General features: G+C 41.2%; 18 protein-coding genes. 10 read left to right on the top strand and 8 right to left on the bottom strand.

All coding sequences use genetic code 11. The features are described 5' to 3' along the window. Window positions 1-73 precede the first annotated feature (73 nt). Window positions 74-1,888 carry a Na/Pi cotransporter family protein gene (locus AC0UMU_RS10390; RefSeq protein WP_278715930.1) on the bottom strand — a complete coding sequence of 605 codons (1,815 nt, stop codon included), beginning with the start codon at window positions 1,886-1,888 and terminating at the stop codon, window positions 74-76. A gap of 198 nt (window positions 1,889-2,086) precedes the next feature. Here AC0UMU_RS10390 and AC0UMU_RS10385 point away from each other — a divergent pair, with 198 nt between their 5' ends. The 10 genes from AC0UMU_RS10385 (at window position 2,087) to AC0UMU_RS10340 (ending at window position 14,717) form a co-directional block, all read left to right on the top strand. Further along, a complete protein-coding gene (locus AC0UMU_RS10385; RefSeq protein WP_278715927.1) occupies window positions 2,087-3,760 on the top strand; it encodes a nucleoside kinase in 1,674 nt (557 codons plus the stop codon). A 7-nt stretch (window positions 3,761-3,767) separates the two neighbouring features. Further along, window positions 3,768-4,400 carry an HAD family hydrolase gene (locus tag AC0UMU_RS10380; RefSeq protein ID WP_278715925.1) on the top strand — a complete coding sequence of 211 codons (633 nt, stop codon included), beginning with the start codon at window positions 3,768-3,770 and terminating at the stop codon, window positions 4,398-4,400. Between the two features lie 54 nt (window positions 4,401-4,454). After that, entirely contained in the window at window positions 4,455-6,116 is a 1,662-nt protein-coding gene (locus AC0UMU_RS10375; protein WP_009318156.1) for a putative transporter, read from the top strand. A gap of 109 nt (window positions 6,117-6,225) precedes the next feature. Continuing rightward, complete coding sequence (locus tag AC0UMU_RS10370; protein ID WP_031258936.1) at window positions 6,226-7,371, top strand: glycosyltransferase; 1,146 nt, start codon at window positions 6,226-6,228, stop codon at window positions 7,369-7,371. After that, the gene (locus AC0UMU_RS10365; RefSeq protein ID WP_278715923.1) at window positions 7,364-8,395 is read left to right on the top strand and encodes a lysylphosphatidylglycerol synthase transmembrane domain-containing protein; all 1,032 of its coding nucleotides are present in this window, start codon (window positions 7,364-7,366) and stop codon (window positions 8,393-8,395) included. The genes AC0UMU_RS10370 and AC0UMU_RS10365 overlap by 8 nt, the downstream gene beginning before the upstream one ends. Window positions 8,396-8,567: 172 nt before the next feature. Further along, on the top strand, window positions 8,568-10,025 hold the full coding sequence (rpoN, locus tag AC0UMU_RS10360; protein ID WP_122304640.1) for an RNA polymerase factor sigma-54: 1,458 nt from the start codon (window positions 8,568-8,570) through the stop codon (window positions 10,023-10,025). Window positions 10,026-10,048: 23 nt separating this feature from the next. Next, the gene (locus AC0UMU_RS10355; protein ID WP_278715920.1) at window positions 10,049-10,672 is read left to right on the top strand and encodes a hypothetical protein; all 624 of its coding nucleotides are present in this window, start codon (window positions 10,049-10,051) and stop codon (window positions 10,670-10,672) included. Between the two features lie 39 nt (window positions 10,673-10,711). Then, a complete protein-coding gene (purE, locus tag AC0UMU_RS10350; RefSeq protein ID WP_009318161.1) occupies window positions 10,712-11,218 on the top strand; it encodes a 5-(carboxyamino)imidazole ribonucleotide mutase in 507 nt (168 codons plus the stop codon). Between the two features lie 70 nt (window positions 11,219-11,288). After that, on the top strand, window positions 11,289-13,139 hold the full coding sequence (locus AC0UMU_RS10345; RefSeq protein WP_278715916.1) for a 4-hydroxy-3-methylbut-2-en-1-yl diphosphate synthase: 1,851 nt from the start codon (window positions 11,289-11,291) through the stop codon (window positions 13,137-13,139). 216 nt (window positions 13,140-13,355) lie between these two features. After that, on the top strand, window positions 13,356-14,717 hold the full coding sequence (locus tag AC0UMU_RS10340; protein WP_278715913.1) for an MATE family efflux transporter: 1,362 nt from the start codon (window positions 13,356-13,358) through the stop codon (window positions 14,715-14,717). 4 nt (window positions 14,718-14,721) lie between these two features. Here AC0UMU_RS10340 and AC0UMU_RS10335 read toward each other — a convergent pair whose 3' ends face one another. The 7 genes from AC0UMU_RS10335 to AC0UMU_RS10305 form a co-directional block, all read right to left on the bottom strand. Further along, window positions 14,722-15,390: a thiamine diphosphokinase gene (locus tag AC0UMU_RS10335; RefSeq protein WP_278715932.1), complete on the bottom strand. Its 669-nt coding sequence runs from the start codon at window positions 15,388-15,390 to the stop codon at window positions 14,722-14,724. After that, window positions 15,387-15,965: a nicotinamide riboside transporter PnuC gene (gene pnuC / locus AC0UMU_RS10330; protein ID WP_278715910.1), complete on the bottom strand. Its 579-nt coding sequence runs from the start codon at window positions 15,963-15,965 to the stop codon at window positions 15,387-15,389. Before pnuC ends, AC0UMU_RS10335 begins: the two co-directional genes overlap by 4 nt. A 163-nt stretch (window positions 15,966-16,128) precedes the next feature. Then, a complete protein-coding gene (gene porN, locus AC0UMU_RS10325) occupies window positions 16,129-17,250 on the bottom strand; it encodes a type IX secretion system ring subunit PorN/GldN (RefSeq protein WP_122338342.1) in 1,122 nt (373 codons plus the stop codon). A 29-nt stretch (window positions 17,251-17,279) separates the two neighbouring features. Then, on the bottom strand, window positions 17,280-18,845 hold the full coding sequence (gene porM / locus AC0UMU_RS10320) for a type IX secretion system motor protein PorM/GldM (RefSeq protein WP_278715905.1): 1,566 nt from the start codon (window positions 18,843-18,845) through the stop codon (window positions 17,280-17,282). A 14-nt stretch (window positions 18,846-18,859) separates the two neighbouring features. Further along, window positions 18,860-19,882, bottom strand: a complete 1,023-nt coding sequence (gene porL, locus AC0UMU_RS10315; protein WP_022390305.1) for a type IX secretion system motor protein PorL/GldL — start codon at window positions 19,880-19,882, stop codon at window positions 18,860-18,862. Between the two features lie 24 nt (window positions 19,883-19,906). Beyond that, the gene (gene porK / locus AC0UMU_RS10310) at window positions 19,907-21,322 is read right to left on the bottom strand and encodes a T9SS ring complex lipoprotein PorK/GldK (RefSeq protein WP_031258934.1); all 1,416 of its coding nucleotides are present in this window, start codon (window positions 21,320-21,322) and stop codon (window positions 19,907-19,909) included. Window positions 21,323-21,325: 3 nt separating this feature from the next. Next, the gene (locus AC0UMU_RS10305) at window positions 21,326-22,315 is read right to left on the bottom strand and encodes a PorP/SprF family type IX secretion system membrane protein (protein WP_278715898.1); all 990 of its coding nucleotides are present in this window, start codon (window positions 22,313-22,315) and stop codon (window positions 21,326-21,328) included. Window positions 22,316-22,385: the final 70 nt, after the last annotated feature.

Genomic DNA, 22,385 nt, shown 5'->3' with positions numbered 1-22,385 from the left:
AAATAAACAATAGCAAAAGGGGCTATCCGACTTTTTGGACAGCCCCTTTTTTTATATACAAGTCAAGTTATGATTAGTTCATTCTTCTTTTTTCTTTCACGGCTTCGACTACATTAACCACATAATCCCCTAATTTCTCACATTCCGAGATAATGTCCATAAAATAAATGCCAGACTGATATTCATATTTTTTAGAATTAATATTTTCGATATTCTCCATTCTGAGCTGATTCCGGAAATTATTAATTTCCATCTCCTTATTATAGGATTTATTCAAATCAGATTCTGCCATGTCATTCTTATCAAGAATAATATTCATATTATCGAGTGCTTCGCTTACCAATTTGAACATCAAATCTATATCTTTCTCTATACCTTCATTAAATTCGACTTTTGCTTCCTGCTTTCGAATCACAGTTCTGGCTAAATGGAAACAACTATCTCCAATACTTTCTATTTCGGTAGTCATCGTCAACATCGCACTTACCTGTAATTTTCCATCGTAACTCAAACGTCCGTCTGCTACCTGATTCAGATATGCAGCAATCTCCAACTCCATCCTGTCGCTGATCTTCTCATATTTTTCGATCCGACTATATATTTTAGAAAAAGTCTCGCTGCCCTCCTTCTCGTGGACCAAATCTTTCACCATTCCAAACATCCGTTGCGTCCTTTGTCCATATAGAGCGATTTCCTTTTTGGCCTGTAAGAGAGAAAGCTCTGAAGTAGAAAGCATTCCGCTGGAAATGAACTTAAGCTGAAATTCTTCATCATCGCTATGCTTCAGTTTAATAACCCGTGTAACGATTTTCACATACAGGTTTACAAACCAGATCATTATCAGGACATTGAGAATATTGAATACTGTATGAAAAAGAGACAGAGCATAAGATACCGTAACCTGCATTCCCTGGTATTGTGCCCGCAATGCCAACTCATCAGCAGACAAACCGGCTGCGCTCTCAGCCGAAATACGATTTACGACTGCAGGACTATGGTGCTGAATAAAAGTCATCAGATCTGTCGGAGAGCCTCCCGTAAGTTCTTTTACCAAAAAACCGATAAAATGTGTAAACGGGAAAAAGAGAATAAGCATCCAACATACTCCGAAAATATTAAACATAAAGTGCGCAAAAGCTGCACGCTTTGCCGAAACATTAGCCGACAAAGCCGCAAGATTAGCCGTAATAGTCGTTCCGATATTTTCTCCCAAAACCATTGCAGCCGCTATATCGAACGAAATCCAACCCTTACTGCACATGATCAAAGTAATTGCCATTGTCGCACTGGAAGACTGAACGACAATAGTAACAATCGTCCCGATCAAAAGAAAAAGCAATACCGACAAATAACCCATATTGGTGTATTCGGTAAGAAACGAAAGTATTTCCGGATTATTCTGAATGTCAGGAACCGAATTTTTAAGGAACTCAAGTCCCATAAACAAAAAAGCGAAACCGATGATAAACTCGCCCCAAGATCTCCTCCGGCTATTTCCGGAAAAAATAAAAGGAATCGCCAAACCGATCAATGGAATAGCGAATAAACTGATGTTTACCTTAAAGCCAAAAATAGAAATTATCCACGCCGTTACAGTAGTACCCACATTGGCACCCATAATAACCGACACCGACTGTGTCAAAGAAAGTAAGCCTGCATTTACAAAACTGACAACCATCACCGTCGTTGCGGAAGAAGATTGTATAAGAGCGGTAATTAACACTCCGGTAAGCACACCGGTCACCCGATTGGTCGTCATCGCAGTAAGAATTCCTCTCAACCGGTCTCCTGCCACTTTTTGCAGCCCTTCACTCATAACTTTCATCCCGTACAAGAATAAACCTAATGAGCCAATAAGCGTCAAAAAGTCAAAAAATGTGTACTCCATCTCGATTTACTTTATTTGATATTTTGTTTAATCCGCAAGAATATAATATATTAGCGTGCGTAAGATGCTAAATGCAAATTTGAGGCAAAAATAAAAAAAATAAGAGAATTTACGACAGAGTAGGACATTGAATTTTCCTGAAAATGTAATATTTATTCAATCCTTGTTGCAAATCAAACATACTATAACAAATAAACTATGAGTAATAAAGTGCTGGTCCACTGTAAAAACACCGACCAAATCATTGAAATAAACGAAGGCGATTCTCTGCTTCAAATATATGGCCAATCAGGAGTAGAATTGCCATATCAAGTGCTCTGTGCACGAGTCAATAATAAAACCGAAGATCTTGATTATCGAGTATTTCGTCCTAAAGATATAGAATTTATCGATGCTTCTCATCCATCCGGTATGCGAACGTATGTACGTTCTCTATGTTTTGTCTTTTATAAAGCGTTGGAAGACGTAATGCCCGGAGCACGGTTACGGATCGAGCATTCTATATCGAAAGGTTATTTCTGCGGGATCAACAATCGACAAGAAATTTCTCAAGAGACCACCAATCGCATAAAAGCCCGGATGCGAAAAATCATAGCAGATAATCTGCCTTTCCAGCGCATCGAATGTAAAACATCCGATGCCATAAAGCTCTTCCAAGAACAAAATTTGTTGGACAAGGTCGATTTACTGGAAACTTCAAAATCTTTATATACGACTTTTTACAGGCTTGACAACCTCATCGACTATTATTACAGTTGTCTGGTTCCGTCCACCGGATACTTGAATTTATTTGATCTGATCAAATATGACGGCGGATTATTGTTAGTTCCCCCTTCAGCCGAAAATCCTTCGGTTTTGGGTACTGTAGTAAAACAAGATAAAATGCTGGCAGCATTCAAAGAATATATACATTTCAATTCCATTATCGGATTGAATAACGTCGGTGATTTAAATCTCGCCATAGAGAACCGTCAGGCAACAGATTTGATCAAAGTTTCGGAAGCTTTACATGAAAAGAAAATCAGCAATATCGCCGATGAAATAACCAGACGTAACCGGGACGGAGAGGGTGCACGAATTATCTTAATATCAGGACCGTCATCTTCAGGTAAAACAACTTTTTCAAAACGACTGGCAATACAATTAATGACAAACTTGATACGTCCGGTAACCATTTCTTTGGACAACTATTTCGTAGAACGGGAAGAAACCCCTCTCGATGAAAATGGAGAATACGATTACGAATCTTTATATGCCCTCGATCTGGAATTATTCAATAATGATATCAACAGACTTTTAAAAGGTGAAGAAATAGACCTGCCTACTTATAATTTTGAGACAGGAAAAAAAATATACCGAGGGAACAAATTAAGATTAAAAGAATCGGAAGTTCTTATATTAGAAGGCATTCATGCTTTAAATCCGGATCTAACCCCACAAATCGAAGATAAATTAAAATTCAAGATATACGTATCGGCACTGACGTCTATATCAATAGATGACCATAACTGGATTCCGACAACAGACAATCGGCTATTGCGTCGCATCATCAGAGATGCCAAATATCGTGGAAGCACGGCACAAAGTACAATAGCCCGCTGGCCGAGCGTGCGCAGAGGTGAAGAAAAATGGATTTTTCCTTACCAAGAAAATGCCGATGCCATGTTCAATTCATCGCTATTATTCGAACTCGCTGTTTTAAAACGGAGAGCAATGCCTATTCTGAACGCCGTTCCCAGAGATTGTACAGAATATGGAGAAGCAAACCGCTTACTCAAGTTTCTGGATTTCTTTTTACCTCTTAACGAACATGAAATTCCTCCGACATCTTTATTACGAGAATTTTTAGGAGGTAGCAGTTTCAAATATTAATTCCATTATGATACCGGTAAAACAATTTTTTTTCGATTTCGGAGGAGTTTTAGTCGATTTAGACTTTAACGGAACAATCGAAGCATTCTGTAAATTCGGTGCGACTATTCCCGAGGCCTTTAATTCTGAGAATTTCCATAAAATTCTCAGAGATTTTGAAAACGGGCAAACAGAAGAAAAAGATTTCTTCGACCAATTAAGAATCTTTTTGAGCATAGAGACATCAGATGAAGAGATACGACAAGCATGGAACAAGATCATACAAACGATCCCGGCTTATAAACTAAAAATTCTTCGCACTTTAAAAGAGGATTTCCCTATTTATATGGTTAGCAACACGAATATAACCCACATCGAATACACAAGAAAATATCTGTTCCGGGAAAACGGGCTCACCATAGACGATTATTTCGATAAGCTATATTTCTCTTACGAAATAGGAGCGTCAAAACCCGATGCGGAATTTTATAAGAGAGTAATCGACGACACAAAAGTAAATCCTGCCGAATCATTATTTTTAGACGACAAAACAGAAAACATTGACGGTGCACGACAAGCAGGTTTTCAAGTATGTCAAGTATGTCCGGAAGACAATCTACGGGAAAAACTATTTCCTTTTTTAAACGGAATTTCTATATAAAAGCAAAGATTTTGTTCCTATCTTTGCAAGCTCTTGCCTAAAAGCAAAAAGATGATGAATTGGTTATATAGTCTATTTTCCGAACATTCGGCAATGCAAGCCGTTATTGTCGTATCTTTAATATCCGCCATAGGATTGGCATTAGGGAAAATCCGTATAGCCGGCATTTCCTTAGGTGTGACATTCGTCTTTTTCATCGGAATTATGGCAGGACATATCGGAATAACCGTTGATCCGCAAATGCTCAACTATGCAGAAAGTTTCGGACTCATTGTCTTTGTATATGCCTTAGGCCTGCAAGTCGGTCCGGGTTTTTTCGGATTATTCCGAAAAGGAGGAATTACTCTCAATGCTCTCGCTCTGGGTGTCGTGTTCATTGGTACTATCATGACGGTAATTTTCCATCTCACTTGTGGTATTTCTCTACCCGACATGGTAGGTATCCTATGCGGTGCAACAACCAATACTCCGGCTTTAGGAGCAGCGCAACAAACTTTGAAGCAAATGGGGTTGCCTTCTAATTCTCCGGCACTAAGTTGTGCGGTCACCTATCCTTTAGGTGTCTTAGGCGTAATTCTCGCAATATTCGCCACACGAAAAATATTTACACGGGCTTCGGATATTCCCGAACAAGAGAAAGATAAGAAAAAACCGGTATATATTGCAGAGTTCCAAGTCAACAACCCCGGCATTATAGGAAAAAGCATACGAGAAGCAGCATCTCTCAGTCAAAAAAAATTCGTTATTTCCCGACTTTGGAGAGATGGCAAAGTGAGCATTCCCACATCTGAAAAGAAACTGGAAGCAAAAGACCGTTTACTCGTTATCACTTCCGAAAAAGATGTCGATGCACTCACGGTTCTTTTCGGAGAGCACGAAAATAAAGACTGGAATAAAGAAGATATAGACTGGAATGCCATCGACAGTCAGCTCATTTCTCAAAGAATCGTCGTAACCCGTCCTGAAATTAACGGAAAACGACTTAGCTCTTTACGATTACGAAATCATTACGGTATAAATATCAGTCGGGTATATCGTTCGGGAGTACAATTGTTAGCCACTCCGGATCTTATATTGCAAATGGGAGACCGACTGACGGTCATAGGCGAAGCAGCCGCCATACAAAATGTAGAAAAAGTTCTGGGAAATGCTGTCAAAAGTTTAAACGAACCTAATCTGATCTCTGTATTTATCGGAATCGTATTGGGCTTAGCTCTCGGGGCTATACCATTCTCGATTCCGGGTATAAGTACACCCGTAAAACTGGGGATAGCCGGAGGCCCTATCGTTATAGGAATCCTTATCGGAAGTTTCGGACCACGGTTACACATGATCACTTATACCACCCGCAGCGCTAACTTGATGTTACGAGCATTAGGATTATCTATGTATCTGGCATGTCTGGGACTGGATGCCGGACAACATTTTTTCGAAACGGTAATCCGTCCGGAAGGATTAATATGGATACTTCTCGGATTCGCTATTACGTTTATTCCGGTAATCATCGTTGCATTAATTGCTTTGCGCATTACCAAGCTCGATTTCGGATCGGTAGCCGGAATGATGTGCGGCAGCATGGCGAATCCAATGGCTCTGAATTATGCAAATGATACTATCCCGGGAGATAATCCCGCTGTTTCATACGCCACGGTATATCCGTTATGTATGTTTTTACGGGTAATTATCGCACAAGTAATTCTCATGTTCTTTATCTAAAATAGCTGTCTAACTATAAACAGTCTTTAAATTGTCACCCTTTCGTTAAACGATCGTAACATTTCATTGTTTATTTAGCATAGACTAATGAATTGATATGGATAAACGATTGATCGGACTTTTTAATGATGGATTCCCGCCAATTATGGACGGAGTATCTCTTACCGTCAAAAATTATGCTTACTGGCTGAATCAAAAAAATGAAAATGTATGTGTCGTAACACCTAAAATACCGGGAACTCAATACACAGAAAAATACCCGATATATAGTTATACTTCTATCCCGATACCTATGAGAAAGCCTTATAGATTAGGATTTCCCCGTATCGACCTGCCTTTTTATGAGCATATTTGCCAAAAGCCTTTCTCCTTAGTACACGCTCACTGTCCTTTTTCTTCGGGAGAACTGGCCATGCGCATAGCCCATAGCCAGCATATACCTATAATTGCAACTTTTCATTCAAAATACCGGGATGATTTCAAAAGAATTATCCCTAATAAAACTCTTTTGGCCCTACTCATCCGTAAGATAATCCGTTTTTACGAAGCAGCAGACGAAGTATGGATACCCCAAGCTGCCGTAGAAGACACAATACGGGAGTACGGATATAAAGGGAAAGTAGAAATAGTGGACAACGGAACCGAATTTTCAGGATCGGCAAACATTTTGACTCTAAAATCCGATATGCGAAAAGAATTAAACATTACCGATCAAGAACTAATGTTTCTTTTCGTCGGGCAGCATATCAAAGAAAAAAATCCCGAATTGATCATTGATGCACTATCACTTATAAGAGAAAAGCCTTTTAAAATGTTTTTCATCGGATCAGGATATGCCGAAAAAGAATTACATGAACAAGTTAAAAGCCTTAAACTAACCAATAAAATCAAGTTTGTAGGGAATCTCACCGACAGAGAACAATTAAAGCGATACTATGCCGCCGCCGATCTCTTCTTATTCCCCTCATTGTATGACAATGCACCTTTGGTCGTCAGAGAAGCTGCTTCAATGCAAACTCCGTCGTTATTACTATCGGGAGCAACCTCTGCCGAAATCGTCAAAGACATGCAAAACGGATTTTTATCGGGGCAATCTGTTTCAGAATTTGCACAAAAATTAACCTACCTCATACAATCCCCGGAAAAGGTGCGTCAGACAGGAATAGCAGCATCCAATACGATAGCCCGATCATGGGAAAATGTAGCAGAAGAAGTACAAGACCGATATAAATCTTTACTAAAACGCTATGCCTGAAATAACTGATATACGAACAAAACCGCTACAAACCGTTGCTTATATCCTATTACCGGTACTTATCGGACTGACAGTGATATGTTATTTATTTTGGAAGGAGTTTGATCCACACATTTTCACCCATGTATCTTTTTCCCTCAAAACAACAACATTTGTCGCTATTGCTGTTATATTTATGCTGGGAAGAGATGCCGGATTGATTTGGCGTTATCGTAAAATATCGGGAAATACGTTGAGTTGGTGGCAGGCAATACGAGTCAATATCCTTTGCGAATTCACATCGGCAGTCACACCTTCTGCAGTAGGAGGCAGCAGCCTCATCGTCGTATTTCTCAACAAAGAAGGGATCAACGCCGGACGCAGTACGGCAATGATGTTTGCCAGCCTGTTTTTAGACGAGTTGTTTTTCGTAATTGCCATCCCGATACTTTTAATCAGCATCTCTATACCCGAACTTTTCGGTACAACGACAATCCTGTCTAAAAATATTATGAATCTGTTTTTTCTCGTCTATATGCTAATAGTGAGCTGGACACTGATATTATACACAGGGCTTTTCAAAAAACCTGAATGGATACGAGACTCATTAAACAAAATATTCAAGATTAGGATGCTCAAACGATGGGGAAAGCAAGTCTCCGAACTGGGAGACAATCTGGTCGTCAGTTCCCATGCGATAGGGAAAAAGCCCTTTTCTTTTTGGATTTCGGCATTCGGAGCTACGGTTTTTTCTTGGACATCTCGTTTCCTCGTTGTGAATGCATTGCTTCTTGCATTTTCTCCTGTTACCGGAAAACAACTATTGGCATTCGGCAGACAATTTATCTTGTGGATCGTTATGACCGTAAGTCCGACTCCTGGAGGAAGCGGGTTCAGCGAATACATGTTCAGCCAATACTACGCAGACTTCTTTCCTATTGCAGGAACGGCATTGGTTATCGCGTTTATATGGCGAATCATCACCTATTACCTCTATTTAGCCATAGGTGTATGTGTCATTCCCGGATGGCTGAAAAAAAGATAATTCGGCTCAATCACATTATTGGAATATTTAAACTGACTCTAAACTTTGGACAAAGATTTAAGGTAAGGATAATTTTTCTTTGTCACGATTTTTAACGGCTAAAAATTAAGTAAAAATTCCCTCTTTCCAATAAAATAGAGTATCTTCGTTCGAAAATTTCAAGAGAAAACCGATGCTGAAACAACAACTACAACAAAAGCTGCAACAAAAGCTGTCACCCCAACAAATACAGGTAATACGACTGCTTGAGTTGACAGCTATTGAGCTGGAGGAACGCATCAAACAAGAACTGATCGATAATCCGGCACTTGACGAGGGAACAGAAGAGCATGAACACTCCGATACCGATGAATTCGGAAACGAAGATACTGATGCATCTGCCGAAAGTGCAGAAGACATTTCTATGGGAGATTACTTGACGGAAGACGATATCCCCGACTACAAACTCGAGGCAGACAATTTCTCAAAAGACCAAAAGCATGAAGATATTCCTTTTTCCGGCGGATCGACTTTTCATGATTTTCTCTTGAAACAATTAGGAGAACGAAACCTGTCGGAACAAGATGCTAAAATAGCAGAATACATTATCGGTAATATCGATGACAACGGTTATTTGCAACGTCCGTTGTCTGCAATATCTGACGATCTCATTTTCCAGGTAGGAATAGACATTTCCACCGAACGACTCGAAGATCTGCTGCAAATGATCCAAGATTTCGAACCCGCAGGAGTCGGAGCGTCCAATCTGCGCGAATGTTTGTTATTGCAGTTAGAACGCCATGAAGGTACTCCGGCAGCACTATTAGCCTATAAAATCATAGACAAATCTTTCGATGAATTCACAAAAAAACATTATGACAAAATACAAAAACAATATAATGTTTCTGAAGAAGAACTGAAAAAGGCAATTCACGAAATCACAATGCTCAATCCGAAACCGGGAAGTTCATGGAGCGATTCGTTTTCTGACGGGATGAGCCATATTATCCCCGATTTCATAGTCGATTCTCATGACGGAGAACTGACATTGAGCCTTAATAACAGCAATATACCGGAATTAAGGGTCAACCGCTCTTATACTCACATGTTAGAGGATTACATGGGAAATAAACAAAACCAAACCCGGGATAAAAAAGATGCGTTATTATTCGTAAAACAAAAATTAGATTCGGCTCAATGGTTTATCGACGCCATCAAACAACGTCAACAGACAATGTTGAATACGATGCAGGTAATTATCGATCTACAAAGAGATTTTTTCCTGACAGGAGACGAAAGCAATCTGAAACCGATGATACTCAAAGATGTTGCCGAACGTACAGGATATGATATATCTACCATCTCCCGAGTAAGTAACAGCAAATATGTGCAAACTAATTTCGGGATTTTTCCCTTGAAATATTTTTTCTCCGAATCAATGCAAAACGAATCGGGTGAAGAAATTTCATCTCGGGAAATAAAGAAAATTTTACAACAATGCATCGAGAACGAGGATAAACGGAAACCTCTGGCAGACGATAAACTCTGCGACCTGCTAAAAGAAAAGGGCTATGTTATCGCTCGCCGTACAGTCGCAAAATATCGGGAACAGTTAGGCATTCCGGTTGCCCGCTTAAGAAAAGAAATATAAATCTATAAAACTCGACATACAGAATGAAAACGCTGGTCCATTTTTTTTCAGCCGTCTTAACCCCGTTATTGATGCCGTTTTACGGCATCTGCATCATTTTCTTCTTTTCTTATCTCTATATTCTGCCTATCTCTTTCAAATTATTCATCGCATCCGGCGTCCTGTTCTTTACAGCAATTATTCCTGCAATGACTATTTTATGGATGTATAAAACAAAAAAAGTAAAAAGCATCGGACTGAATGACCGGCACGATCGTGAAATTCCGTATATGATAAATCTGTTCGGATACGGATTTTGTCTCTATTTTTTATATAAAACCCGACTTCCGATATGGGTTCTTGCATTTTTTATCGGTTGCATCGGTTCGATAATTACTGCTCTACTAATAAATATACGCTGGAAAATCAGCGCACACCTGACCGGAATAAGCGGATTGACAGGATTAGCGTTCGGGTTGGCAAGCATACAAATGACATTCCCGATCGTATTGTTTTGTACCCTCATCATGCTGACCGGAATATTAGGGAGCGCCCGCATCGGTTTGGGGCGTCACACATTAATGCAGGTCACAGCAGGCGTTATAAACGGATTCATTTGGGTGTTCGGATCGATACTCCTGATTTCGTTCTATTTTAATATTACTTGAAATAAGAATTTATTAAACAACAAATAATACCACAAAAAGATGAAACCTATTGTCAGCATCATCATGGGCAGCACTTCAGACCTGCCTATCATGGAAAAAGCAGCACAACTGCTCAACGACTTTGAGATTCCGTTTGAGATGAATGCATTATCTGCGCATCGTACTCCTGTAGAAGTGGAACAATTTGCCAAAAATGCAGAATCGAGAGGAATCAAAGTAATCATTGCAGCAGCAGGAATGGCAGCTCATTTGCCCGGAGTCATAGCCTCCATGACTACTCTTCCGGTTATCGGAGTCCCTATCAAATCAAGCCTGGAGGGAATAGATGCCCTTTATGCTATCGTACAAATGCCCCCGGGTATTCCTGTCGCAACAGTCGGAATCAACGCATCTTTGAATGCAGCCATTCTCGCGACTCAAATGCTCGCTCTCGGAGATGAAAAAATCAATGCTCGCTTAAAAGCATACAAGCAAGGTTTGGCCCAAAAGATCGTAGACGCCAACCAGCAATTGTCCAAAATAGAATACAAATTCAAAACAAATTAAAAATAACGATTTTCAGAGCGGTAAAAAGTCCTGTCCGGATTTTTTCCGCTCTTTATAATCTCTTACCCGTATGGACTACTTCAATTATCATCGTCGGAAAAGCTCTGTTACCCGAATAGGCAATACACCGTTAGGCGGGGAGAATCCGGTTCGCATACAATCCATGACCAATACTCGCACACAAGAAACTTTACCTTGTGTAGAGCAAAGTATTCGCATCATCGATGCAGGAGCAGATTATGTCAGACTGACAGCTCAAGGGACAAAAGAAGCAGAAAATCTTGCAAACATAGAGAAAGAGCTGCACAAACGAGGATACCATACTCCGCTGATTGCCGACATACACTTCAATCCGAACGTTGCAGACGCTGCCGCACGAATCGTTGAGAAAGTCCGTATCAACCCGGGAAACTTCGTTGACAGTGCCAGGACATTCGTTCACCTCGAATATACCGATGAAGAATATGCAGAAGAAATAAAAAAATTGCGTGCCCGTTTTATTCAATTCCTCGATATATGCAAAGAACACCATACGGCCGTGCGTATAGGTGTAAACCACGGATCGTTATCTGATCGCATCATGAGTCGATATGGAGACACCCCGGCCGGCATCGTAGAATCATGTATGGAATTTTTACGAGTATGCAAAGAAGAAAATTTCAATGATGTCGTGCTATCGATCAAAGCATCGAATACCGGAATTATGATAAAATCCGTACGATTGTTGATTGCAAAAATGGAACAGGAAGGCATGAACTACCCTTTACATCTCGGAGTGACGGAAGCCGGTGACGGAGAAGACGGACGAATAAAATCTGCCGTAGGTATAGGGACACTTCTCGCCGACGGAATCGGAGACACGATACGGGTTTCTCTTAGCGAAGCTCCCGAAGCGGAAATTCCGGTAGCTCGCAAACTCGTCGATTATATTACCAACAGAGAAGGTCATACCCCGATTAAAGGGAAAACATACCCACACTTCGACTTTCTCCGCATGGAAAGAAGAAAAAGTAAAATCATCGGAAATATCGGAGGCAACAATGTTCCCGTTACCATAGCCAATGCACTTGAAAAAAATGTCGACATAATAGGCATAATCGGAGAACAATATCCCGACTATTGGTATATAGGCAATAATGACCCGAACAAATACCCGAACACTGCCGCACGGATCGTCGATGCAGATGTTTATGTCCCTCAGCCGAACGTATATCCGCTATTTACAACAAAATCCGCCGGGCTTATCCCTTCAATAAAAGCGAAAACAAAATTCTTACTATTTTCCTATCCCCAACTCGACGAAACGCTATGGAAAACTTTAAAAGAAAATGACGACATCGTGGCGATTCTAACCTCCGGCCACAAAAACCCGGTCGGGGAGCAAAGAGCCTTTTTCCATGAATTATTATGTCGAGGTTTAGATACTCCGGTAATTCTTCAACACAACTATACAGAAAACGATAATGAAGATCTGCAGATCAAAGCAGGAGCCGATTTCGGGGCTTTATTATCCGATGGATTCGGAGACGGGGTCTGGCTGCAAAATCAGGGAAATATCTCGACAGAGGCCGAGATATGCTGCATGTACGGAATCCTTCAGGCAGTAAGACAACGTATCAGCAAAACCGAATACATCTCCTGTCCCGGATGCGGACGGACGTTGTTCGACCTGCAAAAAACAATCGCCAAAGTAAAAGCTGCCACTTCTCACTTAAAAGGCCTGAAAATAGGAATTATGGGATGTATCGTAAACGGTCCGGGAGAAATGGCGGATGCTGACTACGGATATGTAGGAGCAGGCCGTGACCGAATCAGCCTATACAAAAATAAAGTATGCATTGAAAAAAATATCCCTGAAGAACAAGCCGTAGAAAAATTGATAGAATTAATAAAAATAAACGGAGATTGGAAAGACAAATAGAATCAAGAGGCTGTTTAAATTTTACTCGGGTCAGTTTTGAAAATTTCTTCCGAGTATGTTTTTCTGTTTTTACGAGGAGGATAGCGGGCTATCTGACGAGAGAAAACAGGAAAAAAGACCGGAAGAGAACGCAAAAATGACCTGATAGTATTTTTTTGGGAAATTTAAACAGGCTTTAAGTAGCAAGGCAGGAAATATTCGACTCTACATTATATTATGACACAAAGTACTCCGCCCAGCAATAAACTCGAAACCGAACCGGTCGGGAAATTACTATGGCAATATGCTGTCCCGGCTATTGTCGGTACTATGGTTATGTCTCTTTACACCATTATAGACCGTATTTTCATCGGTCAAGGAGTAGGTCCGGACGCTATTTCGGGACTGGCTCTAACATTTCCGATCATGAATCTTACGGCAGCCGTCGGAATGCTGGTCGGAGCAGGAGCATCCGCCCGCATATCGATCGTACTGGGACAAAAAGATCCGGTACGGGCAGAAAAAATATTGGGGAACAGCCTTGTGCTCACACTCGCTTTAGCAGCCTGTTATATTCTGTTTTTCATTTTTTTTATGGACGATATACTGAGGCAATTCGGAGGAAGCGATAAAACAATTCCCTACGCACGGGAATTTTTGTTCTATCTGTTACCCGGCATGGCTCTTACCAATTTATGTTACAGTTTCAACAATATGATGCGAGCATCGGGATATCCCCAAAAAGCAATGATTACGATGTTGATCGGAGCTGTTATGAATGTTATTCTCGATCCGATTTTCATATTTTGGTTCAAAATGGGAATCAAGGGCGCAGCCATCGCCACGGTCATTTCTATGGCCGTATCCACGGCATTTGTCATGTACCACTTTATCGGGAAAGAAAGTTCGATTCGTTTCCACAAACATTCATTCCGGTTACAAGGACAGATCATACGCAACATCGTATCTATCGGTATGTCTCCGTTCCTAATCAATCTCACGGCAAGCGCTGTCGCCATTTTCATGAACACTTCACTACTAAAATACGGAGGAGATACGGCAATCGGGGCATTCGGCATTATCAATAGTTACGGTATGTTGATTGTCATGCTCATCATCGGCCTGTGCCAAGGCATGCAACCCATCGTAGGATTCAATTTCGGAGCAGGGAATCTGCAAAGGATGCAAAAAGCTCTGACCTTAACGGCAACAGTCGCCACAATCATTACCTCTTTAGGATTTATCGGCTCGACCTTTTTCCCGCATTACCTTGCAAGAGCATTCACCACCGACACACATCTTATCGACGTTTCTTCGGTCGGGCTAAGAATTACCATGATGATGTTTCCCATTGTCGGTGCACAAATTGTCATTACAAATTTTTTCCAATCAATAGGGAAAGCGTCCATATCGATATTTTTAAGTCTTTCCCGGCAAGTATTATTCTTGATTCCGGCAATCTTGTTATTACCCAGAATATGGGGTCTCGACGGTGTATGGTCTGCATCTCCCACCGCTGACGGAATAGCTACTTTAATAACCGTATGGGTACTCTTTATGCAACGAAAACTATTTAAACCGAATACAAAAACGACATGAAACCTTATTTTACATCATAAGCTAAATATACCAGATAATTACCTTTGCAAAAAATAGAAAAAGCGCTTCCTAAGGTTTCATTGAGTGTTCCTTCCCATAATCGGGAAAAATCCCTGACCGGATACACCAGCCCTTCGGAACGCATGTCACATGCACCGAAATTGAAAACAGAAACTTGTTGTCCGGGACGAGAACCGAATGTATGACTGTCACATACCGGTATAAATACTCCATAATCGGTCACCATAGCCAAGTGTAAAAAACAGGGAAAATGCTCCATAAGTAAGCTGATATTCCCCAATGTATGGTCTTCTCTTTTCCCGGTAGCTCCTAAAATAACGACATTGCGAAAATTCTTTCCGAGCAAGAAACGAATCGCTTTAGTAAGATCGTTCGTCTCCTGATCGGCAACATAGAGTAACCGGTCTTTATAGAGCATCCGATTCTCGACAGACAAAGAATCTCCGTCTCCGATAATCATATTCGGAATATACCCGTGAGAGATAAATGTATTTGCAGCCCCATCACAGCAAACAATATACGGTGTTTCCCGTAATAAACGCAACGGATATTCATGTACCGGATATTCACCGTCAGCCAAAATAACGGCATCCGGTACAAAAGGAAGAAAATCAAGATTATTTTCAATCAGAGGAACATCATTTCGGCTCATTGCATCATTTTTTTCCATTTTAAATACCCAAAGATAGCGACTACGGCATAAAATCCATACAGGAATGCAGTAAAATAGAGGCCTTTATAAACATAAATTCCGCAACATGCTACATCGATAACAATCCAAACCAACCATTGTTCTATATATTTATGTGCAAGCATCCACAGAGCAACCACACTGAGTGCCGTAGTAAAACTATCCCACCAAGGAACATTGCTGTCGGTAAAGAAAAGCAATATATATCCTATTGCAACAAACAAAAAGATAAAGACGAATGTCGAAGGGAGATAATAATGCAAAGGCATACGGGAAACGGGCAATTCTCCGACAGGCTGTTTTCCTGCTCCATTCTCCGTTTTGTTCCCATACTTCCATATATACCATCCATAAAGGGCTGCAAGAAGATAATAGATATTAATGCCGAAATCGGCATACAGGCCGACTCGATAGTAAACAAAAATATAAATTGCCGGCATCACAATACTTGCCAGCCACAAATAAACACTCGCCCGATATTCTAACCACAGATAAAGCAATCCGACAAAAGTTCCGCAAATTTCCAGATAGTCCACTGAATCAACAATGATTTATAAAAAAACAAGCAAACATCTCAATGTTTGCTTAAAGCCCGCCTGAATTTTCCGACAGGGAAATATTATCGAAAGAAATTTTCAAATCCGACTCGAACAAAATTCAAACAGGCCCTTGTTTTTTGAGGTTTTTATATTTCATTTTTTATCTCGTTCTTCGTACCGAACGTATCGGTGCAGATTTGGAAGATGACGAACGAGAAGATTTACTCTTTACAGATTTTGAACTTCCTGATTTTACAGACGAGCGGGATGTTGTCGTTCCTCGAGAAGAACGCACCGAACTTTTCACTTCTTTTTCCGTCGCATTTTGACCGGATGAAGCCGTTGCTGTTTTTTTATCCGTATCCTTAGAAGCTTGCTCTACCGGAGCGGGAGATTTCACCCAAAGGCTGTTTTCAAAATTTTGCAACTGTTTTTCGATACCGGCCCGTGCACTGTCTTGTTTCTCCGCCGTATCATATAATTGCATCAACGACATGTTTCTCAAATTGGTCGTCTTATATATCTTGCCTTCGAACATTCTCATTTTAAAATAATCATCGTAAGTATAATTCTGTACATTGTTTTCATTGTTCGTCAAAATATACTGTTGTGCCATATAAGGCCGCAAATCGTCATATTTAATCCAAAACATAGGATAAGTCATGGCATCTCCTCCGAAATCACCGACACGATGCAGTATAGGACAAATCGCCTCGATTACGGAAGTCAGACCCGAATTACGTTGATCGAATATCCATTTTTCCCGAATATAGTAAGAAAGGACTTCATTAGAAGGCACATCGCTCTCATTCACGATATAGCGGGTACTCTTAGAGGTGCGCCCTTCTTTCTCTTCATACAGAATATGAAACTTGTCCAACAGATCTTTCAGATTCATCTTATATTGATCGGTAAATACCTCTCTTCCGTCCAGATATTCATACGCAACGATCTTATTTTCTGTCAGAAGCCTCATAATCAATCTAAAAAGATTTTCCTGATTTTCAGTCGGTTCTTCAGGATAGTACAAAGGCATATTTTTCTCCTCCTTCAGATCTAAAGAACGGTAAATAACCCGCATCCAAGGAATATCGGCGGGAGAGATCGCTTCTTTCTCATACAAAGACTTTGCCCGCACCGAAATAGAAGAAGACGAAGTATTGTTCGTGCTTCCCACCACACCCGTACGCACCGTACTGCTGTTATTATTCTGAGCCCGGAGCAATGGCATCGCCATAAAAAGACAAAGTACCGGAATAACTCCTTTTACTGCTATTTTCATACGCTCTATTCTATTTCTTAAATCTTTTATCAATTTACTATCACTTCTATCGGAGACAAGTCTCGTTCTATTCCGTCAGGGCCGACCGCTTTAACCCGGGAAATATAAAAACGTTTTCCTCTGGAGAGCCTGCGAAAAGCATCTTTTTGACGTTGTGAGAACGATGCCCCGTCAGAAATTTCGGGAATTACGTTCCCCATAGAATCGAAAAATACGGTTTCAAATTGTAAAACACGATAAGATACGTTCAACAAATCATCGTCTATTGCCGCCTGAATACCCGGTGCAGACAACAATATTCGCTTTGAGAAAGGTTTTCCTCCCTTATAACGCTGTTCATTACCTTTATCATCTTTGTATGCAATATAAGGCATAGGGTCGGGCAATTTCCGAACACGGAAAGTCGTCGTATTCACGACCTGAGAACGGCCCTCCATAGATGCGGTCACCGTAATCGTCACATCCTGTCCGACTTTTCCGGGACGTGCGATCCAACCATTTCCCGAACGGGTCAACGTCCCTCCCGACATAGTAGCTTGAACCGCTTGTGTCGGAATGCCCGGAACCGAAATACTGATCGGATTGTCGATACCGGCATAAAGAACATTCATCATTGTTGCCGATACTGTCGCCGTGGGGTCTATTACCGTATATGACGAAGTAAAATTATGACGAGTCAGAGTTCCGTCTCCGTGAGGAACTTCAAGATAGCCGCTAAAGTCGAATACTCCGGTTTTCCCGCATACAAACTCGTACAGTCCGTTACGATCTTCGGGAAGTTTCTGTCCTCCGATATATATTGCCGGAGCTTGAGTCGTATCGATAGCCGCCAATACAATATTGGCAGAATATTTCCCTCCCCGCATTACCGTTTTAGAAGCCGGAATCACGTATGCATTCAACTGATTCACCCGGACATCTCCTTCGTCTATATTTTTCTGCAAAGCATGCAAGATCTCCCCTTCGGCATAACGCAAATCGCTTTGTATTTTACTCAACAAAGTAACTGCTGCGATAACAGGCATATTCTCGAACATCACTTCTTCCCATTTTTTATGATTCCGTTCCGACTGCCCTGCAATACGAGGATACAGATAATCATAAATAATCTGTCGCCGAATCGTATCGGTAATCATCGGCGTGACAAAGTCACTGTATTGCTCCAATGCCGTTCTGAGTTTTTTACCCTCTCCCGTACGCGGAGAAAGCATAATATAAGAAGCGGCCTCCAGATCATCCTGATGTACAATATCATTGACATTGCCATCCTTTCCGTCTGCCTGACGCACAATACGCAATTTCAACTCATCGAGATATTTATAGAGAGACTCCGTACGGTTTTTCACTTCTGTCGCCTTACCATACCAAGCTCCGGACTTTTCGGGATTGGTCTGATTAAATGCCGAAAGTTCATTATACAAAGCCTGATTCTGTATCGTCGAATTCTGTGTCGTCCGCACCAATCCCTCATCTACTTGCTTAAACCCGTTCAGCACATCGGACGATACGTTCAATGCCAGCATGGCTGTGAGGACGATATACATCAAGTTTATCATCTTCTGCCGGGGAGAGAGATTTGAATTAGGTGATGCCATAATCTATAATTTCTTTATTGAGCAACCGCTTTATTTTCATCCTCTTCAGAAGTTGTCTGAGTTACAGGAGGCTGAGGAGGCGTCATCGGACGGTTATACATATTTACGGTCATCGCCGCAAGCATATTTTCATATACGGCATTCAATTGTGCCATGTACTTAGTCATCTTTTCCGTCTCTTCACAATAACGATTACTGTCGTTCATCGAATGTTCGTACATATCCCGAATGCTCTTTAATCCGGCATTGACCCGGTCGATACTGTCCAATTGTGAACTGATGCTCTTCAATTGGATTTCATAAATCGTATTCAGACCGGCCAGATTCCGATTCAGATCTTCCATTTGAGTAACATACCCTTGAGAATGATCCGAAATACCCTCAGAATTCTCGGTTATACTTTTATAGGAATCAAGCAAAATATTAGAAACTTCCGTCAACGAACGTGTAGCCTCTTTAAACTGATCCATTTGTGCGGAAATAGCTGATAACTGACTTAAATAATTTTGGGTGGCCTCAGTCAATTCTGCCATACGCGAAAGTTGGTCGGCTGCGGCAGAAAGTTTCTGAATGCTTTCCGAAAGACTCTGCGTATCTTCTTCCCCCAACTGTATGTCCGAAGGAATGCCAGCCGTTCTCTTGGCCTCTTCAGGCGAAACATGTACTCCGGACGATCCTCCGTTAACGACAACTGTTCCGGTCGCTCCGGTACCCCCCTTAATAATTACGCCACCGCCCTGACCTCCATGAAATTCAGGACGATCTTCAGGATCTTTGGTCGATAGCACGGGAAACACTTCTTCCCAGTTATATTCTTTGGCAGGACGGTCGAATGCTGTCAGTAAAAACATCATCACCTCTACCCCCATACCGACCGACAACATAAAATTACCTCCCGGAAGGTGCAATATCTTAAATAAAGCCCCTAAAATTACAATAGCAGCACCGATACTATAAGCAAAATTAAAGAATCGTTTTCCGGAATCGCCCGAAAGAAATTTCTCAATACGATTTTTATATCTTTTATATTTTCCCATAATGGTAAACTTTAAATCCTTTTATTATTTACGACCTTTGGCGAATCCCACTTGCGTACGTACACACCGGAAACCGATATACGAACGTTGTTCATTCTGATATTCCCACATACGTATGTCAGAACGTACAAAATTCGACACGTCTTTCCACGAACCGCCACGTACGATCTTCCTTTTCATCCGATAAGGATCTTCTTTCGCCGCATTATAACGATAATCGGGATTCATGTCACTGGTATAAAGATTTCCGCCCTCAGTATAAGCTGTCGATGTCCATTCCGATACATTTCCCGCCATATCGTAAAGTCCGAACTCATTAGGCGGATATGTTCCGACTCGGGATGTAATAAGATTTCCGTCTTTTACATAATTCCCCTTTTGCGGTTTGAAGTTAGCGTAAAAACATCCTTTATCAGACATTGGAGCATCTTCGGACCAAGGGAATTTATTTTCGTTCTTTCCGGAACGCGCCGCATATTCCCATTCGGCCTCAGTAGGCAAACGATAAGGCTCTATATACGAAGCGCCTTTGATTCCGGCCAACAAATAATGAGTTCGCCATACGCAAAAAGCTGTCGCCTGTTCCCATGAAACACCGACTACCGGATAATCGTTATAACCCGGATGTGCAAAATACATACGCATGTAAGGTTCATTATATGCATTATCAAAATCATTTACCCAAGCCGTAGAATCAGGATAAATATTAACGATATAGGTATTCAGAAAATCGAACTCGCTTTGCAACGGACGAACAATCGTCTGTGTAATAATCCGCCCATCATCATCGAAAAAGGCCGTATCTTTGGAAATGAGCACTTCTGCCTCAGGATCGGGTTGTACGTCAGTATTCAAAATGCGACGTGCCGGGTCGAGACGATGTTTCCGTTTTGCAGCTTCGGTATAGTTAAACACTTCATATCGATAATTAAGCTGTCTCACATCCAACTCTTTCGCTCCGGTAATCGGATTGATCCGATAGACACTCTCAATCGCCCGAGCCTCATCTTCGGTCGGATTACGCCATGGAATCGCCTTATTCCAGTTCAAATGAGGTTTTACCGGATTTCCATCCCGATCTTCTTCTATCTTAAATGCTTCGTTCCCGCCAAAAGCCGGATCGGCCAGACGTTCCCGAATAATCGAATCCCGCACCCAATACACGAATTGTTTATACTCGGAATTGGTTATCTCGGTCTCATCCATCCAGAAAGCATCAATAGATATCCCTTTCGCCGTTTGGGGCGTTCCCCAAAGAGTATCTTTCTCGGACGGACCTATTTCAAAAGAACCGCGCTTTACCAATACCATACCGTAAGGTGTAGGCTCACCGAAAGCAGTGCTGCTTACTCCCACCACCTCTCCACCGTTAGGTGCAGAAGACGGAGCGCAAGATACCAACATGCCCACGATTGCCAAAAATAACATGATCTTCTTCATAAATTATAGTATCCGAATACTTTTATGTTTATTCTTGTTCTTATTTGAAAAATCTATCTTTAAACTATATCCTAAAAAAACTTCATGACTCCCGCTTGTTGCCTTTACAATTGCCGAAACCGGATAATCATAAGAATATCCCAACATAAAGTTTTTATAATCAGCACCAATCATAATCACCAACGCATCTTTCCAGCGATAAGACAATCCCCCCCACAAAAACTTATTATACCTCAGACGAGCCGTCAACTCCACCTGAGTGATTTGAAACGTCGTCTTTAACAAAAGCGAGGGTTGCAACTCATATAACGCATTTTTAAAAGGAATATTGCCCCCGGCGATAAAATAATACGAACGTCCCGTATAAGTTTCATATTTTTCATCGAACGTAATCACCGGTTCGGTAAGATGTGTTGACGAAAGACCTGCATAAAAATATTTATGGGAATAGAATACTCCGAATCCCATATCGAATGCCATCCCCTGCAACTCACTTTGGGGAATACCGTCATCCGAAGAATTGTGATAATCGCTTTCAGGTATAGAAACTTCCGTACCGTCAAAACGCTGATCGAGTAACCCCAACTGTAATCCCAGACTGAGTTGTCCCTGCCATAAACGCACTTTATAAGCATATTGGAGGGCAATCGTCATGTTTGAATACAGACCGAGAGTTTCGTTTGTCATCGCCAACCCTACTCCATGATTCTGTTTAAATAAGCGAAAAGGCATTTCGGCCGAAACTAAAAACGTCTTGGGTGCTCCGGGCATACCTACCCACTGCTGACGCGAACCGGCACGAATATTCAACTTACCGTCTTGTCCTACCGCTCCGGCATTGTAATAATTATGCAATGCCCAATATTGACTGAACTGGGCATCGACTTGTGCCCGAAGTTCTACAAATCCGAGCAACAATAAAAACAGCGATATGATTTTTTTTATACTCATGACGAATGCTTCCCGAAAAGCCAAACCGATCCGGACAAGCATATATTTTTTATTTCAGAATTAAAAAATACCAACTTCCGTCTAATTACTTTCTTAATTTATAACTCAAAAA

Source organism: Coprobacter fastidiosus, assembly GCF_982245605.1.
This window is presented reverse-complemented; position numbering and strand designations above follow the sequence as displayed.

Bases quoted from the DNA above. Each gene is read 5' to 3' on its own strand.
- AC0UMU_RS10390 (WP_278715930.1), bottom strand. From the start codon at position 1,888: ATGGAGTACACATTTTTTGACTTTTTGACGCTTATTGGCTCATTAGGT.
- AC0UMU_RS10385 (WP_278715927.1), top strand. From the start codon at position 2,087: ATGAGTAATAAAGTGCTGGTCCACTGTAAAAACACCGACCAAATCATT.
- AC0UMU_RS10380 (WP_278715925.1), top strand. From the start codon at position 3,768: ATGATACCGGTAAAACAATTTTTTTTCGATTTCGGAGGAGTTTTAGTC.
- AC0UMU_RS10375 (WP_009318156.1), top strand. From the start codon at position 4,455: ATGAATTGGTTATATAGTCTATTTTCCGAACATTCGGCAATGCAAGCC.
- AC0UMU_RS10365 (WP_278715923.1), top strand. From the start codon at position 7,364: ATGCCTGAAATAACTGATATACGAACAAAACCGCTACAAACCGTTGCT.
- rpoN (WP_122304640.1), top strand. From the start codon at position 8,568: ATGCTGAAACAACAACTACAACAAAAGCTGCAACAAAAGCTGTCACCC.
- AC0UMU_RS10355 (WP_278715920.1), top strand. From the start codon at position 10,049: ATGAAAACGCTGGTCCATTTTTTTTCAGCCGTCTTAACCCCGTTATTG.
- purE (WP_009318161.1), top strand. From the start codon at position 10,712: ATGAAACCTATTGTCAGCATCATCATGGGCAGCACTTCAGACCTGCCT.
- AC0UMU_RS10345 (WP_278715916.1), top strand. From the start codon at position 11,289: ATGGACTACTTCAATTATCATCGTCGGAAAAGCTCTGTTACCCGAATA.
- AC0UMU_RS10340 (WP_278715913.1), top strand. From the start codon at position 13,356: ATGACACAAAGTACTCCGCCCAGCAATAAACTCGAAACCGAACCGGTC.
- AC0UMU_RS10335 (WP_278715932.1), bottom strand. From the start codon at position 15,390: ATGAGCCGAAATGATGTTCCTCTGATTGAAAATAATCTTGATTTTCTT.
- porN (WP_122338342.1), bottom strand. From the start codon at position 17,250: ATGAAAATAGCAGTAAAAGGAGTTATTCCGGTACTTTGTCTTTTTATG.
- porM (WP_278715905.1), bottom strand. From the start codon at position 18,845: ATGGCATCACCTAATTCAAATCTCTCTCCCCGGCAGAAGATGATAAAC.
- porL (WP_022390305.1), bottom strand. From the start codon at position 19,882: ATGGGAAAATATAAAAGATATAAAAATCGTATTGAGAAATTTCTTTCG.
- porK (WP_031258934.1), bottom strand. From the start codon at position 21,322: ATGAAGAAGATCATGTTATTTTTGGCAATCGTGGGCATGTTGGTATCT.
- AC0UMU_RS10305 (WP_278715898.1), bottom strand. From the start codon at position 22,315: ATGCTTGTCCGGATCGGTTTGGCTTTTCGGGAAGCATTCGTCATGAGT.